Consider the following 13713-nt stretch of genomic DNA (forward strand, 5'->3'; position numbering starts at 1 on the left):
CGCCTGCCGGTGCGGACAGCGCTCGGACAGCGCGCGATCAGCCCGCCCTCAGGCCACGCATCGTGTCGCGGCGCTACGGTGGTCCGAGATCGCGGGCAGACGCCCGGAGGGGAGTGGAGGACGTCATGACGGACGACAACGGAACCGGCACGGACCAGGGCGCGAGCACGGGCGGCGAGGCCTCCGGACCCCGCGCCGGGTGGTACCCGGACCCGGCGGGCTCGTCCCGTCAGCGCTGGTGGGACGGGACCGGCTGGACGGAGTCGCTCCGCGACGCGCCGGCGGCCACTCCCACCGCCCCGGCCGAAAGCGGGTCGGCGCAGGCCGCCGCGACTCCCGTTCCGCCGACCGCACCGACTCCGCCCGCGCCGCCCGCCGAGCGTCCCGCCTACGGGGAGACGTCGAGCGGAGCGGCGACGAGCTACGGGCAGTCGGCCTCGGGTCGGTATCCGCAGCAGCCGTCGTCCGCCGACCCGCAGCAGAGCTACGGGCAGCAGGGCTACGGGCAGGGCTACGGTCAGCAGCCGCAGCAGCCCTCCGGCCAGCAGGCTCCCCAGCAGTACGGCCAGCAGCCGCAGCAGCCCTACGGCCAGCAGCAGCCGCAGTACCCGGCCTACGCCGCGGCTCCCGGAGCACCCGTGCAGCAGCGCGACACGAGCATCGTCACGTCCACCCCGTGGATCTGGGTGGTGGTCCTCCTGCCGCTGCTCTCGGCGCTGTCGATCTTCCTCCTCCCGCCGAGCGCGATCGTCGACTCGTCGATGGCCTCGACCTACGGGCCGAGCTCGTCGATGGGGATGTCGACCGCCTACCTCGTCGGCCTCGGCGTGCTCCAGGTCGTCGGCTTCCTGATCTACGCGGCGGAGGTCGTCTTCGCCTTCCTCGACTGGCGCCAGCTGAAGCGAGCCGGCCTGCAGCGTCCGTTCCACTGGGCGTGGGCCTTCCTCGCCGCTCCCTACGTCTACGTGATCGGCCGAAGCGTGGTCGTGAAGCGCGTGACCGGCGGCGGACTCCTCCCGCTCTGGGTCTTCCTCGGCGTCGTGGTCGTGTCGTTCCTCATCGCGATCGGCTGGACGGTGTCGCTCTTCTCCCAGATGACGCAGGCCTTCGCTCCCGCGGGCTTCTGAACCCGTGCGCGCCGCCGATCTCGTCCTGACCGGCGGCGCCGTCTTCACCGCCGACGCCGTGCGCTCCCGAGCGCACGGCGTCGCTGTCGTCGGAGGGCGGATCGTCGCGGTCGGCGCCGACGCCTCCGACCTGATCGGGCCGCGCACCGAGGTGGTCGACCTCGAGGGCCGGATGCTCGTCCCCGGCTTCCAGGACGCCCACGTGCACCCGGTCTGGGGCGGCGCCGCGCTGCTGCGCTGCTGGCTCGGAGCGGGAGGGTCGCCCGCCGAGCACCTGGCGACGGTCGCCGGGTACGCGGCTCGGGAGAGCGGAGCGGAGTGGATCCTCGGCGGCGGCTGGAACCTGCCCGACTTCCCCGGAGGCACCCCGACCGCCCGCGAGCTCGACACGGTCGTCCCTGACCGGCCCGCCTTCCTCACCAACGCCGACGGGCACGGCGCCTGGGTCAACTCCGCCGCACTGCGCCTCGCGGGGATCGACCGCATGACGCCGGACCCCGCCGACGGCCGCATCGAGCGCCTGGCCGACGGCACCCCCTCCGGCACCCTGCACGAGGGGGCGATGGACGCGGTCCGCCGCCACCTCCCGCCCGCGAGCGCGGACGAGCTCCACCGGGCGCTGCTCCTCGGGCAGGAGACCCTGCACTCATTCGGAGTGACGGCGTGGCAGGACGCGATCATCGGCTCCTACGGCGATGTGGGCGACCCCGGTCCGGTGTACCGCCGCGCGGCGCTGAGCGGCGAGCTGACCGGGCGCGTCCGCGGTGCGCTGTGGTGGGACCGGGGCCGCGGCGTCGAGCAGATCCCGGAGCTCGTCGAGCGGCGCGCGGCGCTCGCCGCCGACGGCTTCGCGCCGACGACCGTCAAGATCATGCAGGACGGGGTCGCCGAGAACTTCACGGCGGCGATGCTCGAGCCCTACCTCGACGGGCACGGCGGCCACGGTCACGGCGACGGCCTCTCGATGGTCGACCCGCGCCTCCTGAACGAGGCCGTGCCGCTCCTGGACGCGGCCCGGTTCCAGGTGCACTTCCACGCGATCGGCGATCGCGCCGTGCGCGAGTGCCTGGACGCCGTCGAGCGGGCGATCGAGGCGAACGGGCGCCGCGGCAACCGCCACCACCTCGCCCACCTGCAGGTCGTGCATCCGGACGACCTGCCGCGCTTCCGTGCGCTCGACGTCGCGGCCAACCTGCAGATGCTGTGGGCCTCGCTGGAGCCGCAGATGGTGGAGCTGACGCTGCCGTTCCTCGGTGAGCGGCGCGGCTCGTGGCAGTACCCGTTCGGCGACCTGCTCCGCTCGGGCGCGGTGCTCGCCGCGGGGAGCGACTGGCCGGTGTCGACGCCCGACCCGCTCGCCGCGATCCACGTCGCGGTGAACCGGCTCTCGGCGCCGTCCGAGCGCGAGCCGGGGTGGAGCGAGGAGGTGTTCCTCCCGGAGCAGCGCCTCGACCTCGCCACCGCCCTCTCCGCCTCCACGGCCGGCTCGGCGTGGGTGAACGGCCTGGACGGCGAGTCGGGCTCGATCGCCGTGGGACTCGCGGCGGACTTCGCCCTGCTGGACCGGGACCCCTTCGCCGGCGACCCCCGCGCGATCGGGGACACCCGGGTGCTGGGCACCTGGATCGGCGGCGAGCGCGTCCACACCGCAGCGGACGCGCCCGCCTGATCCGGGTCGTTCAGGAGGCGGCGCTCAGCAGGTGATCGCTCCGCCGATGATCCCAGCGAGCAGCCCGCCGGTCGCGGAGGCGATCGCGCCGGGACCGGAGATCGCGCCGATCACCCCGCCGGTCGCGGCACCGCTGACGCCGCTCCCGGCGACGCAGTGGCCCCACTCGGGCGAGCTCCAGTCGCTGTTCAGGTGCAGGCCGCCCGCCGCCGAGCGGGACGCCGAGTCCGGGGCGAAGTGGAAGGTGAGCGTGTCGGAGTCGTCGATCGACCAGTGGCCCGACACGGTGCGGCCGCGTCCGACGTCGATCCTCTCCGGGAGTGCGTCGGACGTCTCGGCGCCGTCCGTGAAGCCGACCCCGCCGCCCGCCAGCTCGACGATCCGCGTGTCGTCGGTGACGTCGAAGGTCACCGTCGACGCCGATCCGCCCCGTGCCTCGAGGTGCACCCGGCTGCTCGTCTCCTGCCTCGCCGGCTCGGCGTGCGCGGCCTGCGCTGTGAACAGCGGCACCGCCAGCAGAGCGGCCGCCGCCGCGACCAGTGCCGTGCTCGTCCTCTGTCGTTCCATCGTCGTTCCCTCCATCGGATTCCGATCCAGGAGGGAGGGCTCAGCGCCGCCGGTCGACGAGGGCGAGGACGACGGACGCCACCGCTGCCGCGACGGCGGCGGTGACCACGACGTCCCACGGATCCTCGGCGCCCACCGCGGTCGCGACGAGGTGCCCGGCCAGGACGCCGACGAACAGTGCCGGCAGCATCAGCCAGATGCGCCGTCTCCGTCGTGCCGCCGTACCGGCCTGTTCCCTGTCGCTCATGCTCGCCCTCCTGGATTCACCATACAGGTATGGGGTACCAGGCGGTCGCGACGCGCGTCGAGGAGGTGGCGCGATCCGTCAAGCCTCGCTGCGCTGGATGAGGCGGGAGAGGACGATCGCGGAGCGCGTGTGGTCGACGTTGGGCGCGATGCGGACCTTCTCGAGGGCGAGCTCGAGGCTGGGGATGTCGCGCGAGCGGATGTGGACGATCGCGTCGGCGGAGCCGGTGACCGTGCCCGCGTCGACGACCTCGGGGACCGCGGAGAGGATGCGGCGGAGCTCGTCCGGAGCGACGGTGCCGCGGCAGAAGAGCTCGACGTAGGCCTCGGTGGCCATGCCGTCGACCGCGGGGTCGACCTTGATCGTGAAGCCGCGGATCACGCCGTCGGCCACGAGGCGGTCGACGCGGCGCTTCACCGCGGAGGCGGAGAGCCCGACCACGCCGCCGATGTCGCCGTAGCCCGCGCGGGAGTTCTGGCGCAGCAGATCGAGGATCTTCCGATCGATGTTGTCCATGCTCCGAGGATAGGCGCGGCCGGAGCGGCGCCTGGACGGCAGCAGAGTGACACTGGAGATTCGTGACGCCCGGCTATATAGTTGCTCTCGGTCAATAGTTGATCGCAGTCAACTAGAACCGCCGCCGTGCTGAAGAGGAGCCCATGTCACACCCCGAACACCGCGCCGCATCGCGCGGAACCACCGCGCCGCACGCCCCCGCCGGGCCGGACGGCGCCATGTCGCACCGCCAGGTGCTCGAATCGCTCAGCGGCCTGCTGCTGGGCATGTTCGTCTCGATCCTCGCGGGCACGGTCGTGTCGACCTCGCTGCCCCGGATCATCTCCGACCTCAAGGGCGACCAGAACGCCTACACCTGGGTCGTCACCGCGACCCTGCTCGCGACCACGGTCTCCACCCCGCTCTGGGGCAAGTTCGCCGACCTGTTCAACCGCAAGCTGCTGATCCAGCTCGCCCTCGGGCTGTTCGTCATCGGCTCCGCCCTGGCCGGCTTCTCGCAGGACACGAACATGCTGATCGTCTTCCGCGTGTTCCAGGGCCTGGGCGCCGGCGGACTCGCCGCGCTGAGCCAGATCATCATGGCCGACATCATCAGCCCCCGTGAGCGCGGCAAGTACGCCGGCCTCTTCGGCGGCGTGATGGCGATCGGCACCGTCGGCGGCCCGCTCCTGGGCGGCGTCGTGACCGACGCGTTCGGCTGGCGCTGGAACTTCTTCATCGCGATGCCCGTCGCGATCGTCGCGATCGTCCTCCTCCAGATGACCCTCCGCCTCCCCGCGCACCCCAAGCGGAAGGTGCGGATCGACTACCTCGGCGCCGTGCTCATCGCGGGCGGCGTCTCGCTCCTGCTGATCTGGGTCTCCCTCGCCGGCAAGAACTTCGACTGGGCCTCGTGGGAGACCGCGGTCATGGTCGGCGGCGCCGTCGTGCTGCTGATCGCCGCCGTGATCACCGAGCTCACCGTGGCCGAGCCGATCATCCCGATGGGGATGTTCAAGAACCGCACCTTCAGCCTCGCCGTCGTGGCGAGCATCTCGGTCGGCGTCTCGATGTTCGGCGTCGCCGTCTTCCTCGCGCAGTACATGCAGCTGGCCCGCGGAGCCACGCCGACCCAGTCGGGCCTGCTCACCATCCCGATGATGGCCGGCCTGCTGATCGCCTCGACGATCTTCGGCGGGATCATCTCGCGCACCGGCAAGTGGAAGGCGATCATGATCAGCGGCGGCGTGCTCGCCGTGATCGGAACCTCCCTCCTCAGCACCCTCCGCTACGACACGGACCTGGTCCTCGTCGGGATCTACATGGCCGTCCTCGGCGCCGGCCTGGGCATGCTGATGCAGAACCTCGTCCTGGTGGTGCAGAACTCGATCGAGGTGAAGAACCTCGGCGTCGCGACCAGCGCGGTCACGTTCTTCCGCAGCCTCGGCGGCACCGTCGGAGTCTCGGTCCTGGGCTCGATGCTCGGCACCGTGATCGCCGACCGCATCAAGACCGGCATCGCGGGGCTCGCTCCCGCCGACCAGGCTCTCGCCGCGCAGGCGCTGGGCAGCGGCACGATCCCGCAGCCGGCCACCCTGCCCGACGCCGTGCGCGTCGTGGTCGAGAGCGCCTACGGGATCGGCGTGGGCGACGTGTTCCTCTACAGCATCCCGCTCGCCGTGGTCACGCTGATCGCCGTCGTCCTCCTGCCCAACGTGAGCCTCGGCTCGAAGAACGCGGTGCAGCTCAAGGCGGAGCCGACCACTCCGCTGCAGGCCGCGGAGGACGCCCTCATCGCCGCCTCGGACGGCCAGGCGGCGCTCCGCCCCGTCGGCCAGGCCAGGCGGACGGACGACGCGACGCACGCCCGGGAGGGTCGCGAGGCCACTCCCGTCGGACACGGCCGCCACGCCGACGAGGAGCGGCAGGAGGAGCCGGTCGGGCACGCCCGGCACGCTGCTCCCACCGGCTCCGTCGACGTGATCGAGCGCTCCTGATGCCCGCCGCCGCGCCCTCGGCCGAGGCGCTGCACGAGGTCGAGGAGCAGATCACCGTGCTCGCCGTCCAGGTGCGCCTCGCCGTCCGGGACGCGGCGGCGTCGATCGACCCGGCGCTGCCGCCCTTCGGACTGCGGCTGCTGCGGATCCTCGAGCGCTGCGGTCCGGTCCACTCCGGCGCCGCGGCGGAGCGGCTCGGGGTCGACCGCAGCGCGATCAGCCGCCAGGCCCGCCAGCTCGCCGAGCTGGGCCTGGTCGAGATGACCTCCGATCCCGCCGACGGCCGAGCGCGGTTCCTCTCGCTCAGCGCGGCCGGATGCGAGCGGATGCGCGACCTCGGCGGCCGTCAGCGGCAGCGGATGCAGGAGGCGCTGAGCGCCTGGCCCGAGGAGGACCTGCGTGCGTTCGCGGGATACCTGGAGCGGCTGACCGCGGCGGAGTGACCCGCATGATCTGGACGAGTGGCGCGGACCGACGGGGTCCGCGCCACTTCTGCGTGCGGGCCGCCGGACGCGGCGCGGGCGCGCTGACCGCGTGCCGTCTCGCGCCACCCGGTGCCGACGGCGTCGTGGCCGTTCTACATTTCCTGAGATGTTCTCACTCAGGAGGCGATGACCCTGTTCTCTTTCGACCACGCAGCAGCGGCGGAGCTGGTCCGCGCCTCGGACGAGGCGGCGGAGGCGCTCGCCTCCCAGGGGCTGCTGAGGTCCGTCGCTGCCGAGTACGCGCTGGGCGAGTTCCGCGGCGCGTACGCCGAGCTGTTCCGCCGGGTCTGCGTCTGCGACAGGGAGAACCGCGGTCGGCTGAGCGCCGAGCTGCACGAGCTCGCCGACACGGTTCGGCTCGTGGCACGGAAGGCCGAGGAGGAGCGTCGGCGCCGGGAGGAGTACGCGGCCTGGGAGCGGCGGGCGGACGAGCGCGAGCAGCAGCGCCGCCTCGATCCGGTCGCGGCCCTCGCGGCGGGAGTCGAGGAGGTCGTCGACCGGCCGCCGTCCGATCGGCCGGTCGTGCCTCCGCCGATCCGTGCGCTGTTCTCCCCCCGGTCGGTGCCCCGCACGTCCCCGGGCGGCCCCGCCGCGGGAGGCACGACCTCCGCCGACCCCGAGCGCCTCGACGTCTTCGTCTCGCAGACCCGGCAGGCGGACGCGGCGATGCGCTCCCGGCTCCAGGATCTGATGGCCGCCTGGGGAGCCTTCGGCAACCGCTGCTCGTGGGCGCCGGTCGAGTCCTTCTCGGTGCTCCGGGGCTTCCGCGAGCTGCTGTCGATCGGTGCGGCCGACGCGACCTGGGTCGAGCAGATCTCCCTGGCCTTCACCGCCGCGGGGGGAGCGGCGCTCTCCGTTCCGGTCCTCGACGCCGTCGGCACCCTGGCGCGGCCCCGGGGCGGCCGGAGCCTGCTCGACTCCCTCGCGGCGCTCTCGTCCGACGATCTCGCGACACTCCTGGCGGCGTCGCCCGACCTCGCGGCGCGCCTCGGGCGACTGGCTCCGACCCTCGTGAACGACTGGTGGCGGAGCCTCGACTCCACGGACGGCGCGCGCTTCTCGCCGCAGCAGGAGGCGCTGGTCGCCGGTCTGCCCGGGGTGATCGGGAATCTGGAGGGTGTTCCCTACCGCGCCCGGGTGAGGGCGAACGAGAGGGCGCTGAGGGCGCGGATCGTGGCGCTGAGGAGCGAGGCGGCGGGCCTGCGCGGGAAGGCGGGCGACGGGGAGCGACTCGCGGCGGTGGAGTCGCAGCTGGTGGCGCTGAGGGACGTGCGGGCATCGCTCCGGCGCGGTCTCGGTCAGGACCCGCGCTTCCTCATCTCCCTGACCGCCGACGAGCCTCCGCTCGCCGCCGTCTCGATCGGCGATCCCGACACCGCCAGGAACGTCACCTACGCCGTCCCAGGGATGGGACAGACGACGGAGAGCATGACCCGATGGACGAAGGCGTCGCAGAATCTGCAGTCGCTCCTCCCGCCCGGCAGCGCCGTCGTCTCCTGGATCGGCTACGAGACCCCGCCGATGGCGCGGCTCGGCGGGAACGGCATGGACGTCCTCACCTCGAACCAGGCGGTCGCCGGCGGCGCCGCACTCGCCTCGGCTGTCCAGGGGCTCTCCGCGGTCCGGGGCGACGACCTGCCGAAGCCGAACGTCGTCGCCCACTCCTACGGCAGCACCGTCATGGCCGTCGCCGCCTCGCGCTCGGACGTCGAGCTCGGGGTCGTCGTGACGCTGGGCTCGGCCGGCCTCCCGGACAGCGTCGACGAGGCGAGCGACCTGCACGCGGAATCCGTCTTCGCGGGGCAGGCGCGGGACAAGTACCTCGGCGAGACCGAGAGCGGCGACGAGGCCGCGTGGATGGGCCGCGCCTTCAGCTGGAACCACCACACGGATCCCGCAGACGAGGACTTCGGCGCGCGCGTCTTCGGTGTGGAGACCGGAGGCGACGCCGGGAGGATCGTGACGGATCACGCTGCACTGAAGAGCGACGACGGCGATCTCGCGGGGTATCTCGACAAGAACACCGAGTCCCTGCAGAACGCGGCGTGGGCCGTCTCCCGGCGACTCGACCTGCTGACCGAGAACCGGCCGCTCGGACCGACCGCCTTCCAGAAGGCGGTCGTGGGAGCCTCCCATGGCGGGTAGAGGCTCTCCTCAGCGGAGGGGCGTCGCGCTGACCGTCGCCGCTCTGCTGGTGATGTCGATGACCGCTTGTGCAACAGAGAAGGAGACGAGACCGGTGAGCACGATGAGTCCTCGGGAGGGTCGGGACCGGGTGGTGGAGTTCGTGCAGGACTCCGCGGGGCGGCTCGATGTGGAGGGGTGGTGGCCGCGGAGCGGCGCGGCCAGGCCCGATGTGTGCGGGCCCGGCGACCGGGTGAGCGGTGCGAGCTACAGCTACGACTGGTGGGCTCCGGCGGGCACCGATGTCGAGGGGGATGCGCGGAAGGTCGCGGACTACTGGGAGTCGCTGGGGATGACGGTGAGAGTGACCGATTCGACTCCGCGCCCGACGGTCTACGGGCAGGGCGGACCGGTGCTGCGGGCGAGCTTCGTCACCGGCGCTGTCGAGGAGATGTACATGATCGGGGCGGAGATGCCGTGCGCGCCCGGCGATTTCGAATCACTCCTCCTCGAGGACGAGGCTCAGCGCGCGGCGGGCGCGGTCCTTCCGGGTGATGAAGGGGTCGTCCCGAAGCCGGATCCGTGGGACCTCCCACTCCAGTCCGATCCGTCGGGTTCCGGCTCGGAGGGATGAGCCGCCCCGTCCACCGCGTCCGGATCGGAGATGCCGACGTCGCTTCCGTTGCCGGGGGAGGGGTCGGCCTCAGCGCGGTGCGCCCACCAGCTGCGCGACGTGCACGACGAAGGCGCGGCGGCGGTCGCGCGTCTCCTCCCCGCCCCGGGAGGCGAAGGGGGTGAGGTGCCAGATCTCGCAGAGGCCGAGGAGGGCGATGAAGAGGTCGTCGGCGGACCAGCTCGCGTCGACGACGCCGGTGCGCTGCCACTCGAGGACCCGGGCCTCGGGGGCGGGGACCCCGCCGAGCTGCTCGCCGGCCTCCTCCCAGACGCCGGCTCCCTCCAGGCGCGCCCACGTGAGCAGGCGCAGGAACTCCGGGTGCTCCCACACATGGTCGAACATGCGGCCCGCGAGGTCGGGGAGGTCCGCCGCCTCGGCGAGGAGCGTCTCGTCGAGAGCGCCGAGCGCCTCGACGACGGTCGCGACGAACAGGCCGCGCTTGCCGCCGTAGTAGGCGTAGAGCCGCTCCTTGTTCAGACCCGCCGCCGCGGCCACACGGTCGACCCGGGCGCCCGCGAAGCCGTGGGCGGCGAACTCGACGGAGGCCGCGCGGAGGATCCGCTCGCGCGCGGGCAGCGCCGCATCGGATGTCGGCTCCATGGTTCACCTCCGGGCGCTCGAACGATACACTCTTCTTCGCCCAACCAACTGGTTGGGGTGGTTCGGCCCCGACGACGCGGCTCGGATCCGGACCCGCCGGTCCCGCTCCGCTCCGTGTGAAAGGCCGCCATGCCCTCCCCGTCCGCTCCCTCCTCCGCCCGCCGCTGGTGGGTGCTCGTGATCCTCGCGCTCACGCAGCTCGTCGTCGTGCTCGACGGCACCATCGTCACGATCGCGCTCCCCGCCGCACAGGCCGACCTCGGCCTCACCGACGTCGAGCGCCAGTGGGTCGTCACCGCCTACGCCCTCGCGTTCGGCGCGCTCCTGCTCCTGGGCGGCCGCATCGCCGACTACACCGGCCGCAAGCGCACCTACCTGATCGGGATGATCGGCTTCGGCGCCGCCTCCGCCTGGGGCGGCCTCGCCACCTCCGGCACCGAGCTGATCGCCGCCCGCGGGCTGCAGGGCGCCTTCGCCGCGCTGCTCGCCCCGGCCGCTCTGGCCCTCCTCACCGTCTCCTTCCCCTCCGGCCGCGAGCGGGGCACGGCCTTCGCCGTCTTCGGAGCGGTCGCCGGAGCGGGCGCCGCCGTCGGCCTCGTGCTGGGCGGGCTGCTCACCGAGTTCGCCGACTGGCGCTGGTGCCTCCTCGTCAACGTCCCCGTCGTCGTGGTCGGCGCGATCGCCGGCCAGCTGCTCGTCACCGAGAGCCGCGCGGAGGGGCGCAACCGCTTCGACGTCGCCGGGACGATCACCGTCGCGCTCGGGCTCGCGAGCGTCGTCTACGGCTTCACCCTCGCCGAGCAGGGCTGGCTCCGCGTCGACACCCTCGGCTTCCTCCTCGTCGGCGTGCTGCTGCTGGCCCTCTTCGTGCGGATCCAGGCCCGCTCCGACCACCCGTCGCTGCCGCTGCGCATCGTCGCCGACCGCGTCCGCGGCGGAGCCTTCCTGGTCCAGGCGATCGTCGGCAGCGTGATGATCGGCTCCACCCTCTACCTGACCCTGCACCTGCAGCTGGTCCTGGGCCTGCCGCCGCTCGAGGCGGGCCTGGCCAATCTGCCGATGACGGTGACGATCATGATCGTCGCCGGAGTCGCCGCCAAGCTGCTGCCGCGCATCGGCCCGCGCGTGCTGATGATCGTCGGCCCGCTGATCGCGGCGGCCGGGCTCCTCTACCTGAGCCGCATCACCCCCGACGGCGGCTACCTCCTCGAGGTGCTGCCCGCGCTGATCCTCCTGGGCGTCGGCATGGCGATGGTCTTCGTGCCGCTGCAGAACCTCGCGCTCACCGGAGTCGCGGCCCACGACGCCGGTGCCGCCGGAGCGACCGCGAACGCCGCCATGCAGATCGGCGGCTCGATCGGGCTGTCGATCTTCACGACCCTCTACGCGGGAGTCGCGGGCGAGCAGCAGTCGCCGGTCGCCTTCGTCGACGGCTACTCCGCGGTCTTCGTCGCGGCCGCGATCGGGCTGGTCGTCGCCTCCGTCGTCGCCGTCGCGATGATCCGGGTGAAGAAGGAGGAGTTCCTCGCCCAGGCTCCGAAGGAGGCCGTCGCCCACCTGGGCTGATCCCGGCCTAGGCTCGGAAGCGCCATGCAGCCACTGACCGAGACCGAGATCCGCGAGTCCTTCGTCAACGCCTCCCGCAAGGAGGTCGCCGACCTCGCGCTGCCGAAGGACTTCGACGCGCTGGACTGGTCGGTCATCGACCATCTCGGCTGGCGCGACCGGAGGATGGGCCGCCGCGCCTATGTCGTCGTGCCGCTGGAGGAGCGCCTCGTCGGGGTCCTGCTCACCCAGGCCGACGCCCTGCCGCGCTCGCGGGCGCAGTGCTCGTGGTGCCGCGACGTGCAGCTCCCGAACGACGTCGTCTTCTTCGGGGCGCGGAAGGCCGGAGCGGCCGGGCGGGCGGGGGACTCGCTCGGCACGCTCGTCTGCTCCCGCTTCGAGTGCTCGGTGAACGTGCGGCGGCGCCCGTCGGTGGCCTACATCGGCTTCGACCTCGAGGCGGCGCGGGCGCAGCGGATCGCCACTCTGCGGGCGCGCACCGAGGGCTTCGCGCGCGAGGTGCTCGGCGAGGCGTGACCGCGCTCAGCGGCGCGTGGACGCGCGCACGTGCATCCGCTCGCCCTGGCGGCCGAAGAGGCTGAGGAACTCGACCTGCTGCTCGTCGGCGCGGCCGAACCAGTGCGGCACCCGGGTGTCGAACTCGGCGGCCTCGCCGGCCGGCAGCGCCAGATCGTGTTCGCCGAGCCGCAGGCGGAGCCGCCCGCTCAGCACGTAGAGCCACTCGAAGCCCTCGTGCGCGCGCTGCTCCGCCGGCTCCGTCACCGGCCCGGCCGGGAGCGTGTGCTTGAACGCCTGGAGCGCGCCCGCGTCGCGGCTGAGCGGCTGGATGAGCATGCCGTTCCGGCGCACCGGCCGCCCGTGCACGCGGGGATCCTCCGGCGCGGCGCCGACGAGCTCGTCGAGCGGCGCCCCGAGGGCGCGGGCGATCGGGAGGAGCAGCTCCAGCGTCGCGCGACGGCCTCCGCTCTCGAGGCGCGAGAGGGTGCTCGCCGAGATGCCGGTCTCGGCCGCGAGGGACGCGAGCGTGCGGTCGCGGCGGGTGCGCAGGCGCCGGAGCCGTGGCCCGACGGCGGCGACGATCTCGTCGTCGGACGGGGCGGGCGGGGTCTCGGGCACGACGCCATCCTGGCACGGGCGGTCGCGCCGCATGCCGGAACGGCACGGATCCTCGCGGCCCAGCCCGGGGCGGCGGAGCATCGACCCATGACCTCCACCGACGCCCCCACCGGCCCGTCCGTCCCCGCCCCCGCCGACGTCCTGATCCTCGGCGCCTCCTTCGCCGGCCTCGCCGCCGCCACCGCCCTCGGCCGCAGTCTCCGCGACGTCCTCGTCGTCGACGGCGGACCTCCGCGCAACGCACCCTCGCCCGGTGCCCACAACGTGCTGACCCGCGACGGCGTCCCGCCCACGGAGCTGGTGCGCCTGGCGCGCGCCGAGGCCGAGGGCTACGGAGCACGGGTGGTCGAGGGCGAGGCGGTCCGCGCGTCCGCGGGGCCCGAGGGTGTGACCGCGACCCTCGCCGACGGCACGGTCCTCCGCGCGCGCCGCCTCCTGCTCGCGACCGGCGTCCGCGACCTGCTGCCGGAGATCCCCGGGCTCGGCGCCCGCTGGGGACGGGACGTCCTGCACTGCCCCTACTGCCACGGCTTCGAGGTGCGCGGCCGGCGGATCGGCGTGCTCGGCAGCTCGTTCGCCGGGCACCAGGCGCAGATGTTCCGACAGCTCAGCGACCGGACGTCGATCCTGCTCCACGGCGCACCCGCGCCCGCCGGCGACGAGGCGGCGGCGCTGGCCGCCCGCGGGATCGCTCTCGTGCCGGGTCGCGTCGAGAAGGTCCTCGTCGAGGACGACCGCCTGGTCGGCGTGGTGATCGACGGTCGGCGGCACGAGCTCGACGCGCTCGTCGTCGGCCCGCGGGTCGAGGGGCGGCTCCCCGAGGGGCTCGGCCTCGAGCTCGCCGACCACCCGTCGGGAGTCGCGCGGCACCTCGCCGTCGATCCGATGGGCCGGACCGGCGTCGCCGGGGTCTTCGCCGCGGGCTCGCTGGTCGAGCCGATGGCGCAGGTCGTCGCCTCGTCCGCCGACGGGCTGCGCGTGGGCGCGGCGATCAACCACGACCTGATCGAGGAGGAGATCGCCGCCGCACTGCGGGCCGCCTGA

The 13713-nt window shown here is 73.4% G+C and carries 14 protein-coding genes; 9 read left to right on the forward strand and 5 right to left on the reverse strand.

Annotated features, from left to right (window positions below):
• Positions 1-125 precede the first annotated feature (125 nt).
• Both GTU71_RS15855 and GTU71_RS15860 read left to right on the forward strand, forming a co-directional pair.
• Positions 126-1127 (forward strand): DUF2510 domain-containing protein, encoded by a 1002-nt coding sequence (locus GTU71_RS15855; protein WP_159940983.1) that lies wholly within the window; start codon positions 126-128, stop codon positions 1125-1127.
• 4 nt (positions 1128-1131) lie between these two features.
• Positions 1132-2796, forward strand: coding sequence for an amidohydrolase (locus GTU71_RS15860; RefSeq protein ID WP_159940985.1), 1665 nt, complete (start codon positions 1132-1134; stop codon positions 2794-2796).
• Positions 2797-2820: 24 nt separating this feature from the next.
• On the opposite strand, the gene GTU71_RS15865 is transcribed toward GTU71_RS15860, so the two are convergent.
• The 3 genes from GTU71_RS15865 to GTU71_RS15875 form a co-directional block, all read right to left on the reverse strand.
• Entirely contained in the window at positions 2821-3363 is a 543-nt protein-coding gene (locus GTU71_RS15865; protein WP_104233106.1) for a hypothetical protein, read from the reverse strand.
• Between the two features lie 40 nt (positions 3364-3403).
• Positions 3404-3610 (reverse strand): hypothetical protein, encoded by a 207-nt coding sequence (locus GTU71_RS15870; RefSeq protein ID WP_146076614.1) that lies wholly within the window; start codon positions 3608-3610, stop codon positions 3404-3406.
• Positions 3611-3688: 78 nt separating this feature from the next.
• A complete protein-coding gene (locus GTU71_RS15875) occupies positions 3689-4126 on the reverse strand; it encodes an Lrp/AsnC family transcriptional regulator (RefSeq protein ID WP_104222855.1) in 438 nt (145 codons plus the stop codon).
• Positions 4127-4344: 218 nt separating this feature from the next.
• On the opposite strand from GTU71_RS15875, the gene GTU71_RS15880 reads away from it, so the two are divergent.
• The 4 genes from GTU71_RS15880 to GTU71_RS15895 all read left to right on the forward strand — a co-directional run bounded on the left by GTU71_RS15880 (position 4345) and on the right by GTU71_RS15895 (position 9345).
• Positions 4345-6102: an MDR family MFS transporter gene (locus GTU71_RS15880; RefSeq protein ID WP_104273714.1), complete on the forward strand. Its 1758-nt coding sequence runs from the start codon at positions 4345-4347 to the stop codon at positions 6100-6102.
• Entirely contained in the window at positions 6102-6545 is a 444-nt protein-coding gene (locus tag GTU71_RS15885) for a MarR family winged helix-turn-helix transcriptional regulator (protein WP_104222853.1), read from the forward strand. Before GTU71_RS15880 ends, GTU71_RS15885 begins: the two co-directional genes overlap by 1 nt.
• A gap of 168 nt (positions 6546-6713) precedes the next feature.
• Entirely contained in the window at positions 6714-8732 is a 2019-nt protein-coding gene (locus GTU71_RS15890; protein ID WP_159940987.1) for an alpha/beta hydrolase, read from the forward strand.
• Positions 8722-9345 carry a hypothetical protein gene (locus tag GTU71_RS15895; protein ID WP_159940989.1) on the forward strand — a complete coding sequence of 208 codons (624 nt, stop codon included), beginning with the start codon at positions 8722-8724 and terminating at the stop codon, positions 9343-9345. The genes GTU71_RS15890 and GTU71_RS15895 overlap by 11 nt, the downstream gene beginning before the upstream one ends.
• Positions 9346-9414: 69 nt before the next feature.
• Here the strand turns inward: GTU71_RS15895 and GTU71_RS15900 are convergent, their stop codons facing one another.
• A complete protein-coding gene (locus tag GTU71_RS15900) occupies positions 9415-9987 on the reverse strand; it encodes a TetR family transcriptional regulator (RefSeq protein WP_104222850.1) in 573 nt (190 codons plus the stop codon).
• A gap of 129 nt (positions 9988-10116) precedes the next feature.
• On the opposite strand from GTU71_RS15900, the gene GTU71_RS15905 reads away from it, so the two are divergent.
• Complete coding sequence (locus GTU71_RS15905; RefSeq protein ID WP_104222849.1) at positions 10117-11553, forward strand: MFS transporter; 1437 nt, start codon at positions 10117-10119, stop codon at positions 11551-11553.
• A 24-nt stretch (positions 11554-11577) separates the two neighbouring features.
• Entirely contained in the window at positions 11578-12069 is a 492-nt protein-coding gene (locus GTU71_RS15910; RefSeq protein WP_104222848.1) for an FBP domain-containing protein, read from the forward strand.
• Positions 12070-12075: 6 nt separating this feature from the next.
• Here the strand turns inward: GTU71_RS15910 and GTU71_RS15915 are convergent, their stop codons facing one another.
• On the reverse strand, positions 12076-12669 hold the full coding sequence (locus tag GTU71_RS15915; protein WP_244230589.1) for an XRE family transcriptional regulator: 594 nt from the start codon (positions 12667-12669) through the stop codon (positions 12076-12078).
• Positions 12670-12756: 87 nt separating this feature from the next.
• On the opposite strand from GTU71_RS15915, the gene GTU71_RS15920 reads away from it, so the two are divergent.
• Positions 12757-13713: an NAD(P)/FAD-dependent oxidoreductase gene (locus GTU71_RS15920; RefSeq protein WP_159940993.1), complete on the forward strand. Its 957-nt coding sequence runs from the start codon at positions 12757-12759 to the stop codon at positions 13711-13713.

It is taken from the genome of Rathayibacter sp. VKM Ac-2762, assembly GCF_009866585.1.
Taxonomy (GTDB): Bacteria; Actinomycetota; Actinomycetes; order Actinomycetales; family Microbacteriaceae; genus Rathayibacter.

What these genes read in the sequence shown, in the direction of transcription:
- GTU71_RS15900 (WP_104222850.1), bottom strand. Translation starts at nt 9,987, where the DNA reads ATGGAGCCGACATCCGATGCGGCGCTGCCCGCGCGCGAGCGGATCCTC.
- GTU71_RS15885 (WP_104222853.1), top strand. Translation starts at nt 6,102, where the DNA reads ATGCCCGCCGCCGCGCCCTCGGCCGAGGCGCTGCACGAGGTCGAGGAG.
- GTU71_RS15880 (WP_104273714.1), top strand. Translation starts at nt 4,345, where the DNA reads ATGTCGCACCGCCAGGTGCTCGAATCGCTCAGCGGCCTGCTGCTGGGC.
- GTU71_RS15855 (WP_159940983.1), top strand. Translation starts at nt 126, where the DNA reads ATGACGGACGACAACGGAACCGGCACGGACCAGGGCGCGAGCACGGGC.
- GTU71_RS15890 (WP_159940987.1), top strand. Translation starts at nt 6,714, where the DNA reads ATGACCCTGTTCTCTTTCGACCACGCAGCAGCGGCGGAGCTGGTCCGC.
- GTU71_RS15865 (WP_104233106.1), bottom strand. Translation starts at nt 3,363, where the DNA reads ATGGAACGACAGAGGACGAGCACGGCACTGGTCGCGGCGGCGGCCGCT.
- GTU71_RS15920 (WP_159940993.1), top strand. Translation starts at nt 12,757, where the DNA reads ATGACCTCCACCGACGCCCCCACCGGCCCGTCCGTCCCCGCCCCCGCC.
- GTU71_RS15875 (WP_104222855.1), bottom strand. Translation starts at nt 4,126, where the DNA reads ATGGACAACATCGATCGGAAGATCCTCGATCTGCTGCGCCAGAACTCC.
- GTU71_RS15910 (WP_104222848.1), top strand. Translation starts at nt 11,578, where the DNA reads ATGCAGCCACTGACCGAGACCGAGATCCGCGAGTCCTTCGTCAACGCC.
- GTU71_RS15870 (WP_146076614.1), bottom strand. Translation starts at nt 3,610, where the DNA reads ATGAGCGACAGGGAACAGGCCGGTACGGCGGCACGACGGAGACGGCGC.
- GTU71_RS15895 (WP_159940989.1), top strand. Translation starts at nt 8,722, where the DNA reads ATGGCGGGTAGAGGCTCTCCTCAGCGGAGGGGCGTCGCGCTGACCGTC.
- GTU71_RS15905 (WP_104222849.1), top strand. Translation starts at nt 10,117, where the DNA reads ATGCCCTCCCCGTCCGCTCCCTCCTCCGCCCGCCGCTGGTGGGTGCTC.